This window comes from Zwartia sp. (genome assembly GCF_049655405.1).
In the GTDB taxonomy this organism is placed as follows: domain Bacteria; phylum Pseudomonadota; class Gammaproteobacteria; order Burkholderiales; family Burkholderiaceae_B; genus Zwartia.
The window spans coordinates 223,896-245,805 of sequence record NZ_JBASJR010000001.1 but is presented as its reverse complement, the minus strand read 5'-3'; the positions used below and the strand labels follow the sequence as shown (position 1 = coordinate 245,805).

Genomic DNA, 21,910 nt, shown 5'->3' with positions numbered 1-21,910 from the left:
TCAAGCAATCTGATGTGTGCTATTTAATTCAACTGAACATTCGCTTCTTTCGCGACTTTGCCCCATTTATCCACTTCGTCTTTCACATACTTTGAAAACTCTACGGGTGTATTGCCAACGGGTGTCGCGGAGATCGCTGCAAAGCGGTCTTTGATCTCTTGCGTCTTTAGAATCGCGATCGTTGCATTGGCGAGTTTGTTGATGATGGCGGGAGGTGTGCCGGCGGGTGCAAACAGTCCGTTCCAAGAGTCAGCTTCGACGCCAGGCATGCCCGCTTCGGCCATCGTGGGAACGTCTGGCAATTGGGCCAGGCGATGGCTGCCAGCAACGGCAATGGCGCGAACTTTACCGCTCTGAATGGCGGGCATCACACCACTTGCGGTTTTAAATCCCATGTTCACTGTTCCGCCAATGACATCTGTCAGGGCAGGTGCTGCCCCTTTATAGGGAATGTGCAGGACATCAATGCCCGCGCGCAGCTTGAGCATTTCTCCTGCGTGATGTTGCATGCCACCGGCGCCCGAGGAGGCGTAGTTCAGTTTGCCTGGTCTGGCCTTGACATAGGCGATGAGCTCATCCAGCGTGCGAACGGGAATGTCAGTATTAACAACCAAGACACTCGGTGAGGACATGATCTGTGTGATCGGCGCAAAGTCTCGCACGGTGTCGTAGCCGAGGTTTTTATATATCCCCATGTTGGTGGTGTTGGCGACAGTGCCCACCAGCAGTGTGTAGCCATCGGGTTTGGCTTTGGCCACAAACTCTGAGCCGATGTTGGAGCCGCCACCTGGTTTGTTTTCAACAATGATCGGTTGACCGAGTTCTTTTTCGAGCTTGGAGGCAATCAGTCGGGCAAAGACATCTGTCGGACCACCAGCCGCAAAGCTCACGATTAAGCGGATAGGCTGTGAGGGATACACAGCTGCAGCTGCGGATGCTGATTGGCTCGATGCCTGCGTGGCAAGGCATACGCCGAAAAACAATAGAGAGAGGCGCAAATAGGCCTTGGACTTGAATGCAAAGATTGCCATGAATTGTCTCCGTTTTTTAAGTTATTCTCTTTAGATTAACGGTCAAACAAAAAAAATGAAAGAGATAAGGCGATGAGTGAAGCAATTACGATTGCACAGTTATTGGTCCGTAAGCTGGGACAGAAGGGCGTAAAAAAAATATTTGGTCTGCCCGGTGGCGGCTCTTCGCTCGATGTGATCGCTGCAGCTTCTGCTCAGCAGATCGAATTTATCCTGACTAAAACTGAGAATGCTGCCGTCATGATGGCGGGTGCTCTTTCTGAGACAACGGGGGTGCCGGGTGTGGCGCTCATGACCAAAGGTCCGGGCCTCACTAATAGTGCCAACGGTGTGGCCTATGCGAGTCTGGATCGCGCGCCTGTCGTGGTGTTGACCGACGGCTTTACTCCCAAGCAACTGTCCTACATCACGCATCAAGTTTTTGATCAGAAAGCGGTGTTGGCGCCGATCGTCAAGGCGGTGAGCCGGCTCGAGTCTGAAGACCCAGAAGCAGAGATTGAGGCGTTGCTGATCCTGGCTTGCACCGAGCCCATGGGTCCCGTGCATATTGAGCTGACCTCAGAGACTGCGCGCAAGACAGTGTCTGTGCGTTCGGTAGACCCAGCCTGTGAGGCGCGCAGACCGACCCAAGCTGGTGAGCTTGGCGTCTCGCCTGTTGAGCAGATTCAGACGCTGAGTGTGCGACTGAAAAAAGCACGCAAGCCTATTGTTGTTCTTGGTTTAGAAGCGCGTGCGCACGATGCATCAATTAGAAATTTTGTCGATGCCTTGGGTTGTGCTGTACTGGCGACATATAAAGCCAAGGGTGTGATTCCTGATTCGGATCCCCGCGTAGTGGGTATTTTTACGGGTGGCTCGCTTGAGCAGGAGGCCATTGCTGCCTCTGACCTGATGATCCTGATTGGTATGGATCCTGTTGAATTAATTTTGCAGCCTTGGCGTTACACGACCCCTGTGGTGGATATCGCGGCCTGCGTCCATCCTGTGCATTATGTGGAGCCTGAGGTGCGTGTAGTGGGTACGTTGACTGACACGCTAAATGCATTGCTGTCGTCGGGTGACTTGGAGCAAAGCGACTGGAGTATGTCGTCTCTTGCTGCGCTACGCGAGAGTGCATGGAGTCAGCTTGCATATTTGCCTGTGAAATACGGCGTCGCACCTGATCGTGTCGCACAGTTGGCGGCACTTTGTTGTCGCGAGGCTGAGGTCAAGCCCATGTTTTCGATTGATGCCGGCGCGCACATGTTTTCTGTGGCTGGATTTTTCCCTGCAGAGCGCGCTGGAGATGTGCTGATATCCAATGGCTTGGCGACGATGGCCTTTGCCTTGCCTGCCGCGATTTCAGCGGCGGTTCAACACCGACACGCACCGGTTTTATCTTTTACGGGAGATGGCGGTTTGATGATGTGTCTGGGCGAGCTTTGCACGGCTGTCGAGCAACAAGCCAAAGTCATTGTGATTGTTTTTAACGACAGCGCGTTATCTCTCATTGATATCAAACAACAAAGTCGTTCGATGAAACCGGAGGGCGTGCGTTGGCGTCATCACGATTTTGCCGCGACCATGACTGCGCTGGGTGGCTTGGGCATTCGCGTTGCGAGCGAGCAAGCGTTCATCGAAGGCATGCAACAAGCGCTAGCCCATGAGGGCCCATCATTACTCGATGTATCGATCGACCCGTCCGGGTACCCAGAGCAACTCAAAGCGATGCGGGGTTAAATTTACTTCAGGAGGCTGACTGTCATGATTCACGTGTCAACAAAGCAAGAGTCCTTGGTCAATAGACGGCTCTCTCGCATGGAGAGCGGCGAGGTGCACTGGAGGACGGATTTTCTGCGCCCCTCTGATACGACTCCCCAAGAGGGTAAGACGGTCTCGCCGCAGGCGTTCTTGATCGAGATGACACCTCAGGAAATTATTCACCCGCATTTTCATGAGGTGGAACAGTTTCAGGTGTTTTTCGAGGGTGAAGGTCAGATGGGGCGAACTGAGGGCAAGCTCGGTCCTTCGGTGGTGCATTACACGGATGCCTATACGGGCTATGGCCCCATCACGGCGAGCCAACAGGGGCTCTCTTATTTCGCGTTGCGTCCGCGCAAGGATCCAGGGGCGATCTATCTGCACAAAGAAGGCTATCGCGAAAAACTCCGTCCTTCGAAAAAGCGGCATTTTTCCATTCCTTTTGTGAAAAGCACTCAAGCAGTGCTGGGTCATCTGGAAAAACCCGTCGTAGAGCAACTTTTTGACAATTCACACTATTCGCTCGATGACGGTTTGTCGGCGTGTATGGTGAGGTTGGGGCCCAACCAATCCTTCACGATCCAGTCCACCATACAAAGTGGCGGTCAGTACCTCGTCAATATTCAGGGTGTTCTTAAGTATGGCGATCGCGACTGCGCGGAGTCTTCGGTCTTTTTTAGTGAGCCGGCCGATGTTTCGTTTACGGTCGAGTCAGGCGAGGCGGGTGCAGAGTTTTTAGTTTTGCAGTTTGGTCAGATTCTTTGATTTCGAATAAATCGAACATAAGTTCTTAAAAAGTTCGATTGATTCGAAGTCATTCCATCGCCAATATACATTCCAACGAGTTCGCCTTTCGCGACTCAAGACTGGAGTGTTCAAATGAAAATCATTCTTTGGGGAGGCGTTGCCCTCCTTGCACTGTTCTGGACGGGTGGGGCTGCAATACTGGCGGAGGCGGTGCAATGGTCTGCGCAATGGGTGTCTGCAGGCTCAACTTCGACTTTGGAAGCAGCGGCAAAAAATATCGTGCTTCCTGTGTGGCTAGCGCCGTGGTTTGATCCTGCCGGTATCTCGAGTGTGCTTGAAACCCTTCAGGACATGCTCGGCAGTTTTTCCAGCGTATTGCCGACGATGGGCATGGTGATGGGATGGTTGATCCCCGCAATCTGGATCACATGGCTGCTGGGTGTTCTAGCGCTAGTGGGGGCGGGAGTTGCGGGCACGCTCATACTGAGTCGTTTTCAAAAGTCCTGAAAACGATATTGCGTCTGGGGAGTGGCGCGTCGTATTTTGCTGACAGTTGAGGCTCTTAAAAGGCTTTTTATCGCTGTATGATGAAAAAAATATTTTAAAAATCATCGCGATCAAATCGCACTTTGGAGACAAAATGAAAGCAAAAGATGGTTACCTGGAAATCCCGTCACTCAAAGGCAAAGTTTCAGAGGCAGAGTGGCAAGCGCGTGTCGATCTGGCCGCCTGTTATCGACTCGTGGCGATGTACGGCCTGTCTGACATGATTGCCAATCACATCTCCGCGCGCATTCCGGGCGAAGAGGGCGTGTATCTCATCAATCCCTACGGCATGATGTATGAGGAAATCACGGCCTCCAGCCTGTTCAAGGTGGATTTTTCCGGCAAGGTCTTGGGCGGGCCAGATTTTGGCAGTCTTGGCTATGGCGTCAATCGCGCAGGTGCGGTGATTCATAGCGCGGTGCATGAAGCGCGTCACGACGTAGGTTGCGTCTTGCATACGCACAGCTGGGCCTCGATGGCGGTCTCTTCTCTTGAGTGTGGCGTGCTACCGCTCAATCAAACTTCGATGCGCTTCCTAAAGATCGCCTACCATGACTACGAGGGTGTGGTGTTGCTGGATACTGAAAAAGCATCCTTAGTGAAAGATCTCGGGACAAATAACGTGCTGATGTTGCGTAACCATGGTGCACTCGTAGCGGGTGTGACAATTGGCGAAGCCTTTAATTGGATGCACCGCTTGGAGCTTTCTTGTTATGCGCAACTGGCGGCTATGGCCTGCAATTCTCCGATGGTCAAAGTGTCCGAACGGGTGCTAGAAGAAACGTGGAACAACTATCAGGCCAGCACCCGTCGTCGCTTTGGCGATCTCGAGTGGCCTGCGTTGATCCGTAAGCTTGATCGAAGTGATCCAACTTATAAAAATTAAGCTGCGTTTGTTGTCAAAAACCTCTCTCTTAACTTAACGACAGAAAGCATTATCAAAATAACGATAAAGCTAAGGAGATGCACTGAGTTTTTGCTCAATGGCTATCGATTCAAGCTGATTTAATTTTCAAATATAGGAATTCAATTCTATTATTTGTTTTTTAAGGTTTTTACGCAGATAATTAGAAAAATAATTGGAGATAAAAATGAGTTGGGAGACTGCATACGCCGAACTTGAGTTGCGCAGAGATGCCGCACGCAAAATGGGTGGGGAGGACCGCTTAGCTAGACAAAAAGAACTTGGAAAACTCAACGTCAGGGAACGGATTGCGACGCTGCTTGACTCAGGGACATTTCGCGAATTTGGAATGACTACCGGAAAAGGTAAATATGATGAGCAAGGACATTTAGTTTCTTTTCTGGCTTCTAATGCTGTGACCGGTACTGGCCGGATCAATAATCGCAAGATTATGATTTCTGCTGACGATTACACGATCGGTGCGGGCTCGAGTGAAGCCACAGTGTCTGACAAATGGCTATACGCGGAGAGGATGGCGTATCAGTTTCGGATGCCCTTGATCCGTATGGTTGATACAGCAGGCGGTAGCGTTAGGCTGATCGAACAACAACAAGCAACAAAAATTCCTGGTTACCCGAGTTGGCCAGTGATTCCGCTTTTAAGCACGGTCCCTGTTGTAGGTGCGGCACTTGGTGCGTGCGCAGGACTGGGCGCAGTAAAAGTTTCGTGTTCGCACTTTTCAGTCATCGTAGAAAATATCGGTCAGGTGTTTGCGGCAGGACCACCAGTGGTCAAACAAGGCCTCAACCAGATCGTGACAAAAGAGGAGCTTGGAGGCGCTCGCGTTGCGGCAAAGTCTGGAGCGGTTAGCAATATTGCCGAATCCGAAGAGGATGCTTTCCGTCAAATTCAAAAGTTTCTTTCTTATTTGCCGCGCAATGTATGGCAAATGCCGCCCATTTCAGAATGTACAGATGATCCATGGCTAATGGACGAAAAATTAGATAGCGCTATTCCTGAAAATAAACGCTCACCCTATCAAATAAGAAAAATCCTAGAAAAAATTGTCGACAAGGATTCTTTGTTTGAGATGAGTCGGTTATTTGGTGGGTCCACCTTGACTTGTTTAGCTCGGCTCAATGGTCATCCCGTTGGCATCATGGCGAATGATCCGATGGTGATGGGTGGAGCGATGACGCATAAATCGGCGATGAAGGTTGAGCGCTTCGTGGATCTGTGCGATACCTTTCATCTGCCCATTGTCAACTTTACGGATCAACCGGGTTTGATGATTGGACTTGAGGCTGAAAGTGCCGGCACAGTTCCAATCGCGTACAGGGCGGCTGGGGCGATTGAGCAGGCCAGCGTTCCTTGGGTTTCCATCATTATTCGGCGCGCATTCGGTGTTGGGGGAGGACTGCATGGCCCGAAATTTGGGCCCACTGGACAATCCTTAAACCTGCGCTATGCATGGCCATCCGCAGTGTGGGGATCCATCCCTGTAGAAGGGGGGGTAGCAGCAGCCTATCGAAGGGAAATTGAGGCGGCAGAGGAGCCTGTTGTCAAACGACAAGAGATAGAAAACTATTATCACAATCTGGCCTCGCCTTTTAGGACCGCAGAAAAATTTGGGATCGTTGACATCATCAAACCGTCAGAGACGCGAGCTCTGCTCTGCGACTGGATTGAAGATGCCTATCAAGTCAATCAAACACAGCTTGGTCCAAAACAAAGGCCAATGCGGTAAACGAGCGGACGTGCAAAAATGAAGACGACTGAAAATGAGGGACCACTTGCCGGGTATACCGTCATAGAGCTATGTTCTACGATCGCAGGTCCTGCATGTGCGCGTTTATTGGCAGATTTTGGTGCAGAGGTGATCAAGATTGAACCCTCGGATGGCGATCCAGTCCGCAATATGGGGAGTCACGATGGCAATGTCTCTTTGTATGCGACAAGCATCCTACGTAACAAACAGTCTGTTTCAATCAACCTTCGGACACCTCAGGGACAAAGTCTGGTACGTAAGCTGATCGCCCAAGCAGATATCGTGGTTGAAAACTTTCGTCCGGGAACGCTCGAGAGACTCGGACTGGATTACGCGTCTTTATCGAAAGATAACCCGGGTCTGGTCATGGTGCGGATTAGCGGGTATGGACAGACCGGTCCGTACAAAGATAGACCTGGATATGGCGTGACGTGTGAGGCTATAGCAGGCGTCAGGCATATGACGGGAGACCCGGATCGGCCACCTGCTCGGGTTGCACTTGCAGTCACAGATGAGCATACGGCTGTCTTTGCAGCATTTGGTGCATTGATGGCGATTTTGCAGCGTCAAAAAACCGGTAAAGGTCAAATTGTTGATTCAACTTTGTACGAATCAGCCTTCAGCATGATGGAGCCTCACGTACCCGCATACGATCGATTAAAAATCATACCTAAACGTGTTGGCTCAAATCTCCCATCTACTGCACCGAATAGTCTGTACCCTACTCAAGACGGAAGCTTCGTTCTAATCGCGGCTAATAATGATGTGATTTTCAAACGTTTGGCTCAAGCAATGGATCAACCAGAACTCAGTACGGATGAGCGCTATGCAACACAGCGTGCACGTGCAGCTAGAGTGAAAGAAGTCAATAAAATTGTTGAGGATTGGGCCGCTCATTATTCGGCTGCAGAAATCGAAACGCGACTGATTGCAGCAGAAGTCCCTGTTTCAAAGGTATTTACGATTGAGGATATCTTTCATGATCCTCATTTCAAACAACGTGAAATGCTTGTGCAAGTTCCACACCCTGAATTTGGAGAACTTACTCTGATGGGAGTGGTGCCCAAGTTATCTGATACGCCAGGCAAAATTCGTCATGCTGGGCATAAAGTTGGACAAGATACAACTGAAGTTCTGCAAAACAAACTTGGACTAAATATGGATGAGTTAAATGATCTGCTCAAGCAAGGGGTGATTCACACGCAGTCATAAAGATTAAAAGCGTGTTGGTCTGAATCAGGGTGATCAACATGTCGGACTGGAGTTTAATAATCACAAACACTCCAAAGAAAGCAGCACATAATATTCACGATACGGAGACATCATGAAAAAAATGATACAAAAGTTGCTCATAGCTGTTTATGGTCTGATCGCTGCAACAACCATCCACGCACAGTCGGAATGGCAGCCGACATCTACTGTTGAGTTTATCGTCCCAGCGGGACCGGGAGCCGCACTGGATAGCGCGGCTCGACAAATTCAAAACCTGATGATCAAAGAAAATATCATCAAAAATCTAGTGGTCACAAATAGGCCAGGCGGAAATCTTGCAATTGGTCTGAACATCTTGGATCAGCATCCTGGCGATGGTAACTACTTGATGACCTTGACGACCTCCATTATTAATAACCATCTTCTTGGTTCGTTGAACCGTAGTTATGAAAGCTACACGCCAATCGCGCTATTGTTTAGAGAGTATGTAGGGGTGATTGTGCGAGCAGACTCGCCAATTAAAAATGGGAAAGATCTCATTCGCATGATGTTGGACAATCCAAATAAGTTGCATATCGGAGTGGCGACATCTGTCGGTAACCATATTCATGTTGGTATTGCTTTACCTATGCAAAAAGCTGGGGTAGCCATTCAAAAATTAAGTGTCATTCCTTTCAAGTCATCAGGTGAATCTATCACTCAGTTACTTGGCGGGCATATTGATGTTGTCGCGGCTACGACGCCCAATTTAATTAATGCGCTTAAAAATGACAGGTTAAGAGTCATCGCTGTTGGTTCACCTGAGCGGATGGGCGGAGTTTTATCGGGCATTCCAACTTGGAAAGAGCAGGGTGTTGATGTTTCTACATCTTCAGTGCAAGGTGTGCTGGGGCCCAAAGACTTGACTCCAGCCCAAGTTGCATTTTGGGCAAAATCATTAAAGAAAATGACCGAGTCCAAGGAGTGGCAAGCATTTCTTGAGCACAATCAATGGACGCCATTTTTCTATGGCCCACAGGATACCAAGAGGCTACTCGCTGAAGAGTCTGCTAGCATTAAATCTGTACTGGCCACACTAGGATTAGCAAAATAGAGCATGCGTTTAGGCCTGATAAACGAATGGAAAATTTTTATCAAACATCACTTTGCAGGCCGCTATTAAATGGTTAGAAAACGTTTAAGTACAGAAGCATATTCTGATATGAGAGGATTGGATGTCGCCGAGGATCCTCAACTAGTTGCTACGCTTGCGAGAGGTTTACAAGTATTAGAGTGTTTGAAACACCGAAACCATCAATTTATGGGAAACAAAGAAATCTCAGAAATAACTGGTTTATCTAGGCCGACTGTTTCACGTATCACATACACTTTGTCCAGGTTTGGCTACATTAAGTATGTCGCCTCACTTTCCAAGTACACACTTGGTTCTTCAATTCTGGCCGCAGCATACCCTGTCATTGCAAATATGAAAATCAGACAGATTGCTAGGCCTTTGATGCAAGAACTCGCTAACGAGGTTGGCGGAGTCGTTTCTCTCGGCCTCAGGCACGGGACGCAAATGTTATTTGTCGAAAGTTGTGCAAGTGCGACTTCGGTCACGCCTGTGGTTGCGGGCATTGGTGCGCGCATTCCGCTATTGGTGACGGCGATGGGTAGAGCTTACCTTTGCGGATTATCAGGTCTTGAGAGAGAACAGCTCATATCGCAATTAGAGCAGAGTAGACAGTTTAATAAGCTAGAGCTTGAGTCAAATTTTTCAGAAGCACTCAAACAGTTCGACAAATGGGGATTCTGTCTTGCTAAAAAAGGACTGGTAAAAGAGACGCGCTCGTTAGGTGTCCCGCTTCTTGCCAAGATCAATGATGAATCTTTTGCATTCAACTGTGGCATTCCTATTTTTCGCTTAAGTCCGAATCAACTTGAAAATGAAATCGGACCACGCTTACTCAACCTCGTACGAAGTGTCGAGAAATCAATAGGAATTTCTTGAGAAACTCCTTAGAGGCGAGCTCGAGCGCTTACGAGATTATTGGCGTATCGCTTTTCTCTGAATTACTCCACTACTTTAGTGGCAAGACCTTTCCATTTAGCGATTCCATCATTGATGGAGCGCTTAGCATCCTCGGGGGAGCCTCCAACCGGCTTCGCACCTTCGTCAGTCAGACGTTTACGTACATCTGGAGAGTTTAGAATGCGATTGACTTCTGCATTGAGCTTGCGAATGATATCTGGAGGAGTGCCTTTGGGTGCGACGAGACCAAACCAGCCAACGCCTTCATAACCAGGCAACCCAGATTCAGCGACTGTTGGAACATCAGGCAGCATGGGCATGCGTTCATTGCCGGTGACGGCAAGTGCTTTGAGCGAGCCGGTTTTTATTGCTGACAGTACGAGCGGTTGAGGAGCGAAGTTCAGCTGCGTCAATCCAGCAATTAAGTCATTAATCGCTGGACCACTACCTTTGTAGGGAACATGAGTCATTTTGACTCCCGACATTTCACTAAATAATTCAGCCAAAAGATGATTCGAAGTTCCTTTGCCTGAAGAGCCGTAATTGAGTTCGCCTGGGTTGGCTTTTCCGTAAGCAATCAATTCAGTGACATTGTTCGCGGGCAGTGATGAGGTGGCCGTCAAGATGGTAGGTGGGGTGGCCACTAAAATCACTGGATCGAGGTCCTTGACTGGATCGTATGCCAAGTCTTTATACAGACTCTTCGCAACAATAATGTTTCCAAAAGCAGCCAAGGCGAGTGTGTGGCCATCAGGTTTTGCTTTAGCCACCATGTTTACGCCAATCGTTCCTCCGGCACCAGGGCGATTCTCAACGACTACCCTTGCATCCCACGCTTCACCAAGTTTCTGGGCGATTAAGCGACCTAAGATGTCGGTATTGCCACCAGGGGTATAGGGAATGATTAATTGAATTGGTTTACTGGGATATTTTTCGGCTGTGGCATGAACTGATAAAGAACAACCCATTGTTGCTATCAGTAACGCTCTGCAAAGTATATTTCTCATCATGATTGCCATCCTCCGTGTCGATGCGGTGTAATCGTATGTCGACTCACTTTTGTGTTTTGAGTCAAGAGGTGCCAGTTCTAGTGCTTTAATTTTTCTTGATTTTTAACTTGTTCAACACATCTTCGATGACTGCCGTTTCCATTTCGAGCATTTTTATCGTTTCTTCTGATGTCATGAAACGGGAAGCCCACTGGTTCTGGTCGAGAAAATTATTCCACTCTTTTGTTTGAGTGACTTTGCTTAATGCGGATTCCCAAAACTTGATTTGCTCGGGGGTAATCCCTTTTGGTGCCATCACACCCTGAGGAGAAGAGGTGATGGTGTCTATACCCAACTCTTTCCATGTTGGGACAGTGCTCAATAAACCTTTGAGCCGTTCAGGAGCGCCAATCGCTAAAACTCGAACTTTTCCACCTTGTAGTGCTGGGATGATAGTAGGTGTCGTCGCACCTACAACATCGACGTTTCCGCCGATAAGGTTCGTAATGGACTCTGAAGATGATTTAAACGGAACGAAGGTTAATTTTGAAATGTCTACGCCAGCAAGCATCAAGGCCTTGGCGGTCCCCACATGGACATCATTGCCTAAGCTTGCGGCAATGGCGATATTCAGGCTATTGGGATCTTTTTTGAGATGATTGATCAGATCGTCTGCAGTTTTAAAGGGTGAATCACTTCTAACCAATATACCAACGTAACCATCGAGCAACATAGCGATGGGCGTGTAGCTCTTGTAGGTGGTCTTGATCATCCCAAGATAACTATTGTTGATGATAGCCGTCGGTAATGTCATGAGATAGTTTGGATCGCCGACGTTCTGATTGAGTACGTTTAAGGCAAGCTGGGCGCCAGCACCTGGACGGTTCAGTACGACGAAATTACGAACGAGGTCTTCTCGCGTGAGTAGTTCTTGAATCTTTCTGGCAACAATATCAAGGGAGCCACCCGCGCCAGCCGGTACGATGAACTGAGTGTTTTGTCCTAGCTGAACGCGCTCCGCGATGGCGGCTTTCAAACCAAGTGTCAAAAGTACTGTGGCCATACAGAGAAGAAAAAACTTACGCATCGTTTGTCTCCAGCAGTGAATGTCAAGTATTAAGCAACACGAGTACGTTGGCTTGAGTCGACCCGGTCCTTACATGCGCTGTTTAGTTATTGATCTCAGACTTGCATGCTTCACCTTTTGAGTGTGAATTTATAGTAGTACCAACGGCTGCTACTAGTCAATGAAGTTTGACGGATTAAAGTGTTTTTCGCTTTCGTGAGGCAGGTTTTTTATTGTTATCGGTCGCTTTATCGAGATTTTTTGTAAGCAAAGTCATTTGTTCGGGTGAGAAAAGTTCTTTCCTGAGTTCAATCAGGCCTTTGCCGAATCGTAATTCAATCTCTTTGCCTAAGAGCGTCATTATTTCTGCCATATAGACATCGTGGCGGATCAATGTTTCCGCCATGCGCACTACCGCAGGGTTTGTTGTGTATGCGCCTGTAAGTGAGGCATCTAAGCTTGCTGTCAAGGCGATTTTGTAGTCGATAGCTAGAGTAAAAAGGTTGTCTGCGCCGCCGACGCGTTGACCATTTCCTTCGTGAAGATAAATTTTGCAGTTTTTTCCAAAACGTAAAAATTTAACGTCCTCTCCAAAAACAACAAAAACAAGATTGACGCCTCGTGCCGCGGCCTTTTTCATGCGCGGTGCATGCTTGATAAGAACCTCTGTCGAAGCTTTAATCCAAATATGACTATTGGCTGTATCAATCAGCTCATCAATCTTCGCAGTAATCCTCTCTTCGCCATCGATGCTCCATACGACATCAGAACTTTCTTGTGGTTGCATGGCATCAAACGTTTGCTGAAGGCGATCGCAAACACCATTGACGTTTGAGGCAATCATTTCAAGCAAGATGCTCGGTTCAACAGGTACATAACGTACAGGATTTTCGCTAATGGGCTGAACGGCTTTTTTCTTGACTAGATTCTCTAGTGCTGCGTAGGTATTGGCGCGCTGAAGACCCGCAGTTTTACTAATTTCGTATGCGGTAGCAGGGTTCCTGCGAAGAACGCCTAGGTAAGTGGATGCCTCATATTCCGAAAATCCCAATGTTTGAAGGTCTTGTATGGGGTTTGGGCTTTCAATATTTCTTCTGCCATAGACTGTCTTTGTTGGGCTATGTTTTGACATAAGAGTTTCCATCAAAATCCAATAATAATTCATGATTGACAGTAGTAGCTCTGACAACTACAATAATTTTATACTCGTCACTAATCAACACAAAACACCATGAGCCAAGAGACTAATCAAACAGAACTTCAACAGCGACGGGAAAAAGCCTTAGCGATGGGTGGCGCAGAGCGAATTGCCAAGCGACGCGCGCAAAACATGCTCAATGCACGTGAAAGATTAGACTACCTCCTTGATAGTGAGAGTTTTTTCGAGTCGGGTCTGCTCGCTGCGTCATATCGACCTGCTGCGAGGGATAAAACACCTGCGGATGGAAAAATAGCCGGTTTTGGCAAGGTCAAAGGACGTCCGGTTGCCGTGGTCTCAAATGACTTCACCGTTCTTGGTGCCACAAGTAGTGTCGTGAATGGCAAGAAGATTAAGCATATCCGTGCGGTCGCCAATGATTCTGGGTTGCCGCTCATCTTGCTTGGAGAGTCTGCAGGTGCACGAATGCCTGACCGGATGGGAGCAGAGGGTCGTGCGATTCTTGGGCAGGATCCGGTGGAGTTCTTGCGTGACCGCCGCACACCGTGGGTATCGGCGTTATTAGGTAGTTGTTATGGATCATCGACCTGGTATGCGTGTTTGTCTGACTTTGTGGTGATGCGCAAAGGGGCAACGATGGCCGTTGCGAGTGGCAGGGTCACAGAGCTTGCAATCAAGCAAACTGTTGATTCCGAGGAGTTGGGTGGTTGGAAGTTGCATACAGCTACAACGGGCCTAGTCGATGTGGCTGTCGATACAGATGAGGAGGCGCTGGATGCTGTTAAGCGATTCCTGAGTTATTTGCCAAGTCACAATGGCGAGGCGCCCCCCGTGGCTGCAGTGCCAGAAGGTTCAGATGATGCGATTAAAGATATTTTAGACATTGTTCCGCAGTCAAGATCAAAAACGTACGACAGTCGAGAGGTCATTCGTCGCGTGCTCGATACGGACACAATGTTCGAACTCAAACCGCGGTTTGGTAAGTCACTCGTAACCACCTTGGGTCGAATTGATGGCAAGACAGTGGGTGTGATCGCGAATAATCCAAAATTTAAAGGTGGCTCCATCGATGTCGATGCGTGCGCGAAAGCAACCAGTTTTTTGGTGTTTTGCGATTCATTTAACATCCCCATTGTGTTTCTGGTGGATCAGCCTGGATTTTTAATCGGTATAGATGGTGAGCGACGTGGTGCGCCTGGGCGGATCATCAATTGGATGAACGCATTGGCGCAAGTCACTGTACCGAAAATCACCGTGACGCTCAGAAAAAACTACGGGCAAGCTTATTTAAATATGGGCGGTGGACGCAATAGTAATGACGCTGCCGCATGGCCTGAAGCCGATTATGGTTTTATGGATGCAGGGACCGCTGTGAATGTATTGCATGGCTTGCGGTACGAGGATGATCCGGTGCGCTTTTTGCAGTTGGTTGAAAATGTATCGCAAGATAATGCACCTTGGGCACTCGCAGCGCTATATGAAATTCAGAGTGTGATAGAGCCGCGAGAAACGCGAGACTATCTGAAGGCAGTGCTCGCTGTGCATTCAAGAGCGCCATCGAAAGGAATAGGGCAGCATCGTTTGAGCAATTGGCCGACCAGCTATTAAAAAAACAGCATTACTGAAGGTTAATCATTCATTTAATCATTGTGGAGATTTTTAATGGCCATCGTTTCAATTAAAAGTGATATCACTGGAACTGTCTGGAAAGTGTTAGTCAAGCCGGGTGATGCAGTCGAAGAAGAAGGCGAGCTTGTCATATTGGAGTCTATGAAAATGGAAATTCCTGTGACAGCGAGCGAGACGGCCGTCGTGCATGAGGTCTGTGTGGTTGAGGGACAGTCAATTTCTGAAGGCGATGTCGTAGTGACGCTCAAGGTGGAATGAGCCTTGACTCGCGGAACAATTGACTTGAGGTAGTCATGGAGACAGTTAAAACGGCGCGTCAATTGATTGAACAGGCCAAGGCGCATGGTCGTCGTGCGCTTGATGAGCCCACATCTAAGCAAGTACTCAAAGAGTACGGCATTCATTCTCCACAATCTTTGGTCATTCAGGTGAGCGAAGACATTAAAACCGCTTTGCAGAAACTTTCATTGCCGGTTGTGCTAAAGCTTGTTTCGCCTGACGTACTCCACAAATCTGATTTTGGCGGGGTCGTACTTGGTTTAAACACTGTAGATGCTATTCAGTCTGCCATCGATGACATGACCAAGCGGTGTCGAGAAAGTGGATACTCGATTGACGGTTTTTTGCTTGAAGAAATGGCCGGAAAGGGCCATGAAATCGTCATTGGCGGATACTGCGACGAGACTTTCGGGCCTGTGATCATGTATGGCCTGGGAGGCATATTCGTTGAGGTTTTGCAGGATGTCACATTTAGGATTTGCCCAATTACGGAAGTGGATGCGAGAGAGATGATCCATGAGTTGCGTGGCCACGCGTTACTCAAGGGTGCGAGAGGCAGTGTGTCCGTTTCTGATCAAGTGCTCATTGGCACGTTGTTGGCTGTCGGAGGTGAGCATGGCCTGTTCTTTGAGCTGAAGGATTTAATCAAAGAGCTAGACGTCAATCCATTGTTAGCGAATGACCAAGGTGTCATTGCATTGGATGCGCGTATTGTTTTGGCAGAGAAATAAAAAAATGAATCCTATGTCTGACTACAAAACCAATCAACATGCTGACTTAAACGTTGGCTTTGATGCTCTGTTTCATCCAAAATCCATCGCGGTGGCGGGTGTTTCTAGTAAGACTGAGGGGCAGGGTAACCGTTTCATTCAGCGGCTACGTCGCTCGGGATTTACGGGGAATATTTATCCGATTCACCCAACGGAAACAGAGTTAGAGGGGCTGCCGGCCTATCCTAGTCTCGCGGATACTCCAGAGCCGATTGATTACGCTTTCATTGCCATTCCTGCAGAGGGTGTTCCAGCACTTCTCGCTAATGCAGGCGGACGTGTTAAGTTCGCGCAGGTGATGTCAAGTGGATTCGGTGAAGGTGGTAAGGGGGAGGATTTGCAAGCGTCTTTGCTTGATGCCTTGCGCACTGGCAACGTACGTTTACTTGGCCCTAATTGCCTAGGCGTGCACCTGCCTTCCGCAGGAGTGACTTTCGTTGATGGCCAAATGGCATCTCCAGGAACGGTTGGCATTTTTTCTCAAAGTGGCGGACTTTCTGTAGACATTATTAAACACGGTGAATATCGCGGTCTACGATTCACGGGCGTTATTTCTCTGGGAAACTGTCTCGATGTCGGTCCTTGTGATTTGTTGGAGCATTACCTGGCTGACCCTGGCGTCAAGGTTATAGGAGCTTATCTCGAGACCGTTCAGGAAGGGCGCCGTTTTTTTGATATCTTGCGCGCAGCCAATGCAAAAAAGCCTGTCGTGATTCTAAAGGGCGGGAGAACCGAACAAGGGCAAAGGGCAGCCGCATCCCATACAGGCTCTCTTGCAGGAAACGACCAGGTTTGGAAAGCATTGGCAGCCCAGACGGGAACCGTTCTTGTGGAAAGTCTTGAGGAATTTATTGATTCGCTCGTGGCCTTTCAAAGCTGGGGCTCAGGTAAAAAACCTTTTGTGGGCAACGTTGTATTGTTTGGTAATGGAGGTGGTGCGAGTGTGTTGGCCTCAGATGCTTTGGGACGACTAGGGATTGAGATTCCGGCGATCGGTCCTGAAGCCTGCGTTGGGTTAAGCGCTTTAGGTATTTCTGCGGGCGCGAGTTTGGAAAATCCCTTAGATTTTCCTGCAAATCTATTAAATCGATACGGTAAAGATTTGATAGAGAAATTACTGAAAATTGTTGTGGAGGCAGATCGCCCCGAGGTTGTATTAGTTCATCTCAACTTGCCAGTCATTCTTCCGTACCGCGACGGAAAGTTGATGCAAGAGCTCATGCAGATGGTACTTAACCTCAATTCTGCGATGCCAGACGACACGCGACTATTTTTAGTTTTACGCTCAACTGGTCAGATGGAGTATGAAGAGCAGCGGCATCAGTATTCAACGTTAGCAATGCAAGCAGGTATTCCAACATTTTTGGATTTATCCTCTGCCGCCCGCGCCTTGGGTGCATTAAAGAGATACGGTACATATCTGAGTAACAGGTCTATTTGAACCATGTGATAGATCTGATAAAGCAACTGCTATAAAAAGATATTTCTTTAAATCAAGTTTAATCGCCTTTGCATGATGAAAAAAACACTCAAGAAAGTATTGATTGCCAGCCGAGGAGAGATCGCCGTACGGATTATTCGCGCTTGTCGCGATGCTGGTATTGCCACCGTTCAGGCGTATTCCGAAGCCGATCGTGAAACCGCAGCGGTTTATATGGCGGACGAATCGGTTTGTATCGGCGGACCGAAACCATCAGAAAGTTACCTGAATGGACCCGCACTGATCAATGCTGCAAAACAAACGGGTGCCGACGCAGTTCATCCGGGCTATGGGTTCCTTTCAGAGAATGCTGAGTTCGCGCAGGCAGTCGAAGATGCAGGTCTGATTTACATTGGTCCTTCACCCGATACCATTCGCACGATGGGCGATAAAGTTCGAGCACGGCAGTGTGCCCAACAAGCTGGTGTTCCAGTCGGCTCCGGCTCATACAATACCGTTGATTCTAATCAACAGGCTATCGATATTGCAAATGAAGTAGGCTATCCCGTCTTGATAAAAGCCGTTGCAGGTGGTGGCGGTCGAGGCATGCGCGTCGTACGTAGCGAAAAAGAGCTTGAGGAAAGCATCAGTCGCGCGAGAAATGAGGCCGAGGTCGCGTTTGGTTCAGGCGAGGTATATATAGAAAAATACCTTGAGAAAATACGCCATATAGAAGTACAAATTTTTGGTGATGGTCAAAACGTTTTACATCTCGGCGACCGAGATTGTTCCATCCAACGTCGACATCAAAAACTACTCGAAGAAGGACCTGCATCGGTTCTTGATCAGGAATTACAAAACCGTATTCGTAGCGCTGCAAGACAGTTGGGACAGTCTATTGGTTATCGTAGTGCGGGGACTGTTGAGTTTATTGTCGATCCCCAATCGCGCGAGTTTTATTTCATTGAAATGAACACGCGTATTCAGGTTGAGCATCCTGTGACTGAAATATTGACGGGAGTTGACTTAGTAGGACTTCAGCTTTCCGTGGCAGCAGGTGAGCCGCTTTCTTTGTCACAAGAAGACATCCATTTGCATGGTCATGCAATAGAAGTCAGAATTAACGCAGAAGATCCAGCCAAGGCTTTTATACCCTGTGCTGGAAAGATTGTGGTCTTTCAAATGCCGGCTGGGCCAGGTGTGAGAGTCGATACGCATGTATATGCTGGTTACGATCTGCCACCGTATTACGACTCGTTATTAGCGAAAATAATTGTGTGGGGACAAAATCGTACACAAGCGATTGCTCGTCTCAAACGCGCTCTTCACGAAACGCGCATTGAAGGAATTGAGACAACATTAAGCTTTCATCAACGCTTGTTGTCTGAAGAGGCATTTGCAAACAATGACGTTTATACACAATTCGTGAAAGAGAAAATGTATGAGAAACATCCGATGCGGAAGCTTTTATAGTGTCATTCGCGGCTGAGCAAATTCATCTTTTACTAAACTATCTGCCTGAGGTTTCCGTTTCTAATCTGGAGAACAGCGTGAAAGCAACACTCAGTTTTGTTGCGGACACTTTCTTAAAGCAAGCCTTTTAATCCTGTGTAAATAGCAATAATCGTAGTGATGATCGCGCCTAAGGTTGCAGTGAATTCGTTAATTTTTTTAGCGATGATTTGTAAAGAAGCAGATGGTACCTGCTCCTCATTTTTATCTAAAAACCAGCCGCCTGCTGTGTGTGTAATGACCGTCGTTGAGGTGACTGGGCTGTTTGATTTTAAAAATGAGAGTCTGCCTAACAGCATGCCGGTTACGTAGCTAAAAGTTATGCTCATAGCAAACTCGATCAAGTCTCGCCATACATAGATTGTTTGGGGCCAGATCGGTGAGTCATCGACGTGGCTGGTGACAACGCTCATGCCTGCAACAGAAACCCACCCAAGTGTCACCACACAGATTAGCCATACAAGCGTATTACGTGATTGCTTATGGTACAAAAAATATCCAAAACACATTGGTAAAATAAGCGTGACGATACGGAGGTATACAATTTTTGTGTCGTAAATAATCGTGATGCAGACATGTGCCAATACTAATAAAAGTAACGGCAACATAAAAAACCTTGAGAAATCAAAAAAGAAATTACGATATTTTTCGAACGAGCTTGTTGTTGCTTCAAAGCTGTCTGTCTCGATCGATAGTGTGTCAGACTGCATCTGACTTAGCTGATTTTTTTCTAAAGTGTGTAGCTGATCTTCGAGCTCGTTGATTCGCAACATAAGTTTCTTGGGTAAAGCAATGTCGCGTCTGCAATGGTGACAAACAAGTGCATGACTATTTAAATCGCTCACACAGTATGGGCACATCATTATCATTTCACTTGAATGGTGATTTGCGAATTAGTCTCGCGACCCTCGACATCTTTGATTGTGAGGCGAATGGTGTGCGAGCCGGTAGGGACGATCGCCTGTTTTAATTCGATACCGTTTTGGGTGACTGCAGTTCGCAGGCGAGGCATGAGATCAATAAGTGGTGATTTGAGATAAGTGACCTTTAGGGACGAAGGATCAATTTCGACACCCTCGCGAGGCTGAAGTAATACGTTAAGCTCGAAAGGTGAGCTGACTGTGATTCCATTTTTAGGATTGACCCACTTAACCACAGGCCCGCGAATAATGCTGCGCGAGGCCGGTTTGGAGATATAGGCAGGCAGTGCAGCCTCTTGTTCGCTAATGAGAGTTTGGGCCCGAATAGGTACAAAGATGCTAGTCAATATAGTGAACAACAACAAATATATCTGGTGAGCTTTCATCTGTAGTCCTGATTTTAAGACTCGCAATGGCTATGCTTTTAACAAGTGTAATATATTCGCAAGAGCAGCAGTATGTAATGTTGGCAAGCCCTTCATTTGGCTTGATGAGATCTCTTAACCCAAGTGGAATAGACATGAGCACTCGCAGAACCTTCCTTAAAGGGATCGCCTCATTAGCCCCTGCGGTTTCATTTTCTGACTTGTTCGCTGCGCCAAGCTCTTCTGCACACCAAGCACTTGTGATTGGTAACAGTCAGTACGCTGACATGCCACTCGGCAATCCAGTCAACGATGCGACTGCTGTCTCGTCATTGCTCAAAACTGCTGGCTTTGTCACCGATACACAACTCAATACCACTCGCACCAACTTGATTGCTGCGATGGAGCGTTTTACTAGGGCGATTAAACAATCACAAACAAAGGTGGTTGTTTTTTATTACGCAGGACATGGTGCGCAACTGGATTGGCGCAACTATCTCGTTCCAGTTGATGCTGCCGTGACAAAGCGGTCGGATATGGAGTCGCGCTGTGTCGACTTGAACAATCTGCTTGGCCAGCTTAGTCAAATTAAAGATAAGACTTTTATTATTATTTTGGATGCTTGCCGAGACGATCCTTTTGGTAATCGGTACAAATTAGAAAGTAAAGGTCTGTCACAGTTTGATGCGCCGGTTGGTAGCTTACTTGCTTATTCAACTTCACCGGGCAAGGTCGCGTCTGACGGTAATGGTGCAAATGGTCTCTATACTGAAAATCTTGTGAGAGAGCTTTCGGTGCCAAACGTCAGGGTCGAAGATGCGCTTAAGAGAGTGCGTTTGAATGTTCGTATTGCGTCTAACGGAGATCAAATTCCGTGGGAGACCACCTCGCTTGAATCAGATATATATCTTTTTCCTTCCGCAAATAAAAAACAAAGCGCCGCTGATCTTGAGCGTTTGATTCAGGAAGAAATTACGGATTGGTCAAAAGTTAAAGACTCAAAAGCCCAAACGGACTGGGTGGCGTATTTACGCAAATATCCCAACGGACGCTTTTCCGAGGTCGCGCACCAGAGATTAAAAAAACTGATGTTGGAGCAAGCCTCTAAGCTAACGCTTTCAGCTGTTCCTTCAAGTGGGGTTGCTTCTGCAAAGAACAAGAAAGAACTTGCAGGAAACATGAAGCCTTTCGCACCTCCGGAGACGGGTGCTGCGGTGAGGTTAGGGCCAGGGTTGACTGTGCCCAAGCTATGGAAGCCCTCTCCGAATCCCTATTCAGTCGGACGCTACGAACTCGGGAGAATCTTTACTGTGGGAGATCAGTCGAAAAATCGGATCTCTGACATGTTGTCCGGCATCGAGACAGAGGTACGTGTTGCGACAATTACAAAAGTGGATGTTGATGCAGATTTTGTTGAAATTAATAATGGCCTGATTGTTCTGGATTTAATGGGCAACCCTATGTCCGTCCGTGGCCGTAAATTCGACACGCCTTTGGCAATGATCCCCGCCGAGCTTCAACTCGGTAAGAAATGGACGGCGTCTAATATCAGTACTGTCGAGGGCCAGAGATCATTGGTGACTTACGATATCAAAATTGCCGCAGTAGAAAAAATCCGGGTTCCCGCAGGAGAGTTTGATACATTCAGAATCGAAGCGCGTGGCTGGAATGTGACGAATGACGTTGAACTCATAGAAACGTACTGGCAAGTGCCTGGTTTGAATTTTTCGGTGAAGCGTGACACCTTGAGGCGAAAACGTAACGGACAAATCGTGCTCTCGGAAAGACTTGAGCTCATGGAACTTTACCAACAAAAAACAACGCTGAATTTGAGTGTTTAGC

The 21,910-nt window shown here is 47.8% G+C and carries 20 protein-coding genes; 14 read left to right on the top strand and 6 right to left on the bottom strand.

Annotated elements, in window-relative coordinates:
* Positions 1–23 precede the first annotated feature (23 nt).
* The gene (locus WBJ47_RS01115) at positions 24–1,031 is read right to left on the bottom strand and encodes a Bug family tripartite tricarboxylate transporter substrate binding protein (RefSeq protein ID WP_422243863.1); all 1,008 of its coding nucleotides are present in this window, start codon (positions 1,029–1,031) and stop codon (positions 24–26) included.
* Positions 1,032–1,103: 72 nt separating this feature from the next.
* On the opposite strand from WBJ47_RS01115, the gene WBJ47_RS01110 reads away from it, so the two are divergent.
* The 8 genes from WBJ47_RS01110 to WBJ47_RS01075 all read left to right on the top strand — a co-directional run bounded on the left by WBJ47_RS01110 (position 1,104) and on the right by WBJ47_RS01075 (position 9,938).
* The gene (locus WBJ47_RS01110) at positions 1,104–2,750 is read left to right on the top strand and encodes a thiamine pyrophosphate-binding protein (RefSeq protein ID WP_422243864.1); all 1,647 of its coding nucleotides are present in this window, start codon (positions 1,104–1,106) and stop codon (positions 2,748–2,750) included.
* Between the two features lie 24 nt (positions 2,751–2,774).
* Complete coding sequence (locus WBJ47_RS01105; RefSeq protein ID WP_422243865.1) at positions 2,775–3,536, top strand: hypothetical protein; 762 nt, start codon at positions 2,775–2,777, stop codon at positions 3,534–3,536.
* Between the two features lie 114 nt (positions 3,537–3,650).
* On the top strand, positions 3,651–4,025 hold the full coding sequence (locus WBJ47_RS01100) for a hypothetical protein (RefSeq protein ID WP_422243866.1): 375 nt from the start codon (positions 3,651–3,653) through the stop codon (positions 4,023–4,025).
* A 133-nt stretch (positions 4,026–4,158) separates the two neighbouring features.
* A complete protein-coding gene (locus WBJ47_RS01095; protein WP_422243867.1) occupies positions 4,159–4,950 on the top strand; it encodes a class II aldolase/adducin family protein in 792 nt (263 codons plus the stop codon).
* A 205-nt stretch (positions 4,951–5,155) separates the two neighbouring features.
* Complete coding sequence (locus WBJ47_RS01090; RefSeq protein ID WP_422243868.1) at positions 5,156–6,715, top strand: acyl-CoA carboxylase subunit beta; 1,560 nt, start codon at positions 5,156–5,158, stop codon at positions 6,713–6,715.
* A gap of 18 nt (positions 6,716–6,733) precedes the next feature.
* Positions 6,734–7,948, top strand: coding sequence for a CaiB/BaiF CoA transferase family protein (locus tag WBJ47_RS01085; protein ID WP_422243869.1), 1,215 nt, complete (start codon positions 6,734–6,736; stop codon positions 7,946–7,948).
* Positions 7,949–8,060: 112 nt separating this feature from the next.
* Positions 8,061–9,041, top strand: coding sequence for a Bug family tripartite tricarboxylate transporter substrate binding protein (locus WBJ47_RS01080; protein WP_422243870.1), 981 nt, complete (start codon positions 8,061–8,063; stop codon positions 9,039–9,041).
* A 69-nt stretch (positions 9,042–9,110) separates the two neighbouring features.
* Entirely contained in the window at positions 9,111–9,938 is an 828-nt protein-coding gene (locus WBJ47_RS01075) for an IclR family transcriptional regulator (protein ID WP_422243871.1), read from the top strand.
* Between the two features lie 62 nt (positions 9,939–10,000).
* Here the strand turns inward: WBJ47_RS01075 and WBJ47_RS01070 are convergent, their stop codons facing one another.
* The 3 genes from WBJ47_RS01070 to WBJ47_RS01060 all read right to left on the bottom strand — a co-directional run bounded on the left by WBJ47_RS01070 (position 10,001) and on the right by WBJ47_RS01060 (position 13,146).
* Complete coding sequence (locus tag WBJ47_RS01070; protein WP_422243872.1) at positions 10,001–10,927, bottom strand: tripartite tricarboxylate transporter substrate binding protein; 927 nt, start codon at positions 10,925–10,927, stop codon at positions 10,001–10,003.
* A 127-nt stretch (positions 10,928–11,054) separates the two neighbouring features.
* Positions 11,055–12,035 carry a tripartite tricarboxylate transporter substrate binding protein gene (locus tag WBJ47_RS01065; protein WP_422243873.1) on the bottom strand — a complete coding sequence of 327 codons (981 nt, stop codon included), beginning with the start codon at positions 12,033–12,035 and terminating at the stop codon, positions 11,055–11,057.
* Positions 12,036–12,210: 175 nt separating this feature from the next.
* On the bottom strand, positions 12,211–13,146 hold the full coding sequence (locus WBJ47_RS01060) for a TrmB family transcriptional regulator (protein WP_422243874.1): 936 nt from the start codon (positions 13,144–13,146) through the stop codon (positions 12,211–12,213).
* A gap of 99 nt (positions 13,147–13,245) precedes the next feature.
* Here WBJ47_RS01060 and WBJ47_RS01055 point away from each other — a divergent pair, with 99 nt between their 5' ends.
* From WBJ47_RS01055 to accC, 5 genes are all read left to right on the top strand, one after another.
* Positions 13,246–14,781: an acyl-CoA carboxylase subunit beta gene (locus tag WBJ47_RS01055; RefSeq protein WP_422243875.1), complete on the top strand. Its 1,536-nt coding sequence runs from the start codon at positions 13,246–13,248 to the stop codon at positions 14,779–14,781.
* A gap of 54 nt (positions 14,782–14,835) precedes the next feature.
* A complete protein-coding gene (locus tag WBJ47_RS01050) occupies positions 14,836–15,060 on the top strand; it encodes an acetyl-CoA carboxylase biotin carboxyl carrier protein subunit (protein WP_422243876.1) in 225 nt (74 codons plus the stop codon).
* Between the two features lie 35 nt (positions 15,061–15,095).
* Entirely contained in the window at positions 15,096–15,812 is a 717-nt protein-coding gene (locus tag WBJ47_RS01045) for an acetate--CoA ligase family protein (protein WP_422243877.1), read from the top strand.
* A gap of 4 nt (positions 15,813–15,816) precedes the next feature.
* A complete protein-coding gene (locus WBJ47_RS01040; RefSeq protein ID WP_422243878.1) occupies positions 15,817–17,292 on the top strand; it encodes a CoA-binding protein in 1,476 nt (491 codons plus the stop codon).
* A gap of 72 nt (positions 17,293–17,364) precedes the next feature.
* Positions 17,365–18,744, top strand: coding sequence for an acetyl-CoA carboxylase biotin carboxylase subunit (gene accC / locus WBJ47_RS01035; protein ID WP_422243879.1), 1,380 nt, complete (start codon positions 17,365–17,367; stop codon positions 18,742–18,744).
* A 113-nt stretch (positions 18,745–18,857) separates the two neighbouring features.
* Here accC and WBJ47_RS01030 read toward each other — a convergent pair whose 3' ends face one another.
* Together WBJ47_RS01030 and WBJ47_RS01025 are read right to left on the bottom strand one after the other, a co-directional pair.
* Positions 18,858–19,556 (bottom strand): hypothetical protein, encoded by a 699-nt coding sequence (locus tag WBJ47_RS01030; protein WP_422243880.1) that lies wholly within the window; start codon positions 19,554–19,556, stop codon positions 18,858–18,860.
* A gap of 92 nt (positions 19,557–19,648) precedes the next feature.
* Positions 19,649–20,089: a hypothetical protein gene (locus tag WBJ47_RS01025; RefSeq protein WP_422243881.1), complete on the bottom strand. Its 441-nt coding sequence runs from the start codon at positions 20,087–20,089 to the stop codon at positions 19,649–19,651.
* A 134-nt stretch (positions 20,090–20,223) separates the two neighbouring features.
* Between WBJ47_RS01025 and WBJ47_RS01020 the strand changes: the two genes are divergently transcribed.
* Positions 20,224–21,909 (top strand): caspase family protein, encoded by a 1,686-nt coding sequence (locus tag WBJ47_RS01020; RefSeq protein WP_422243882.1) that lies wholly within the window; start codon positions 20,224–20,226, stop codon positions 21,907–21,909.
* Position 21,910: the final 1 nt, after the last annotated feature.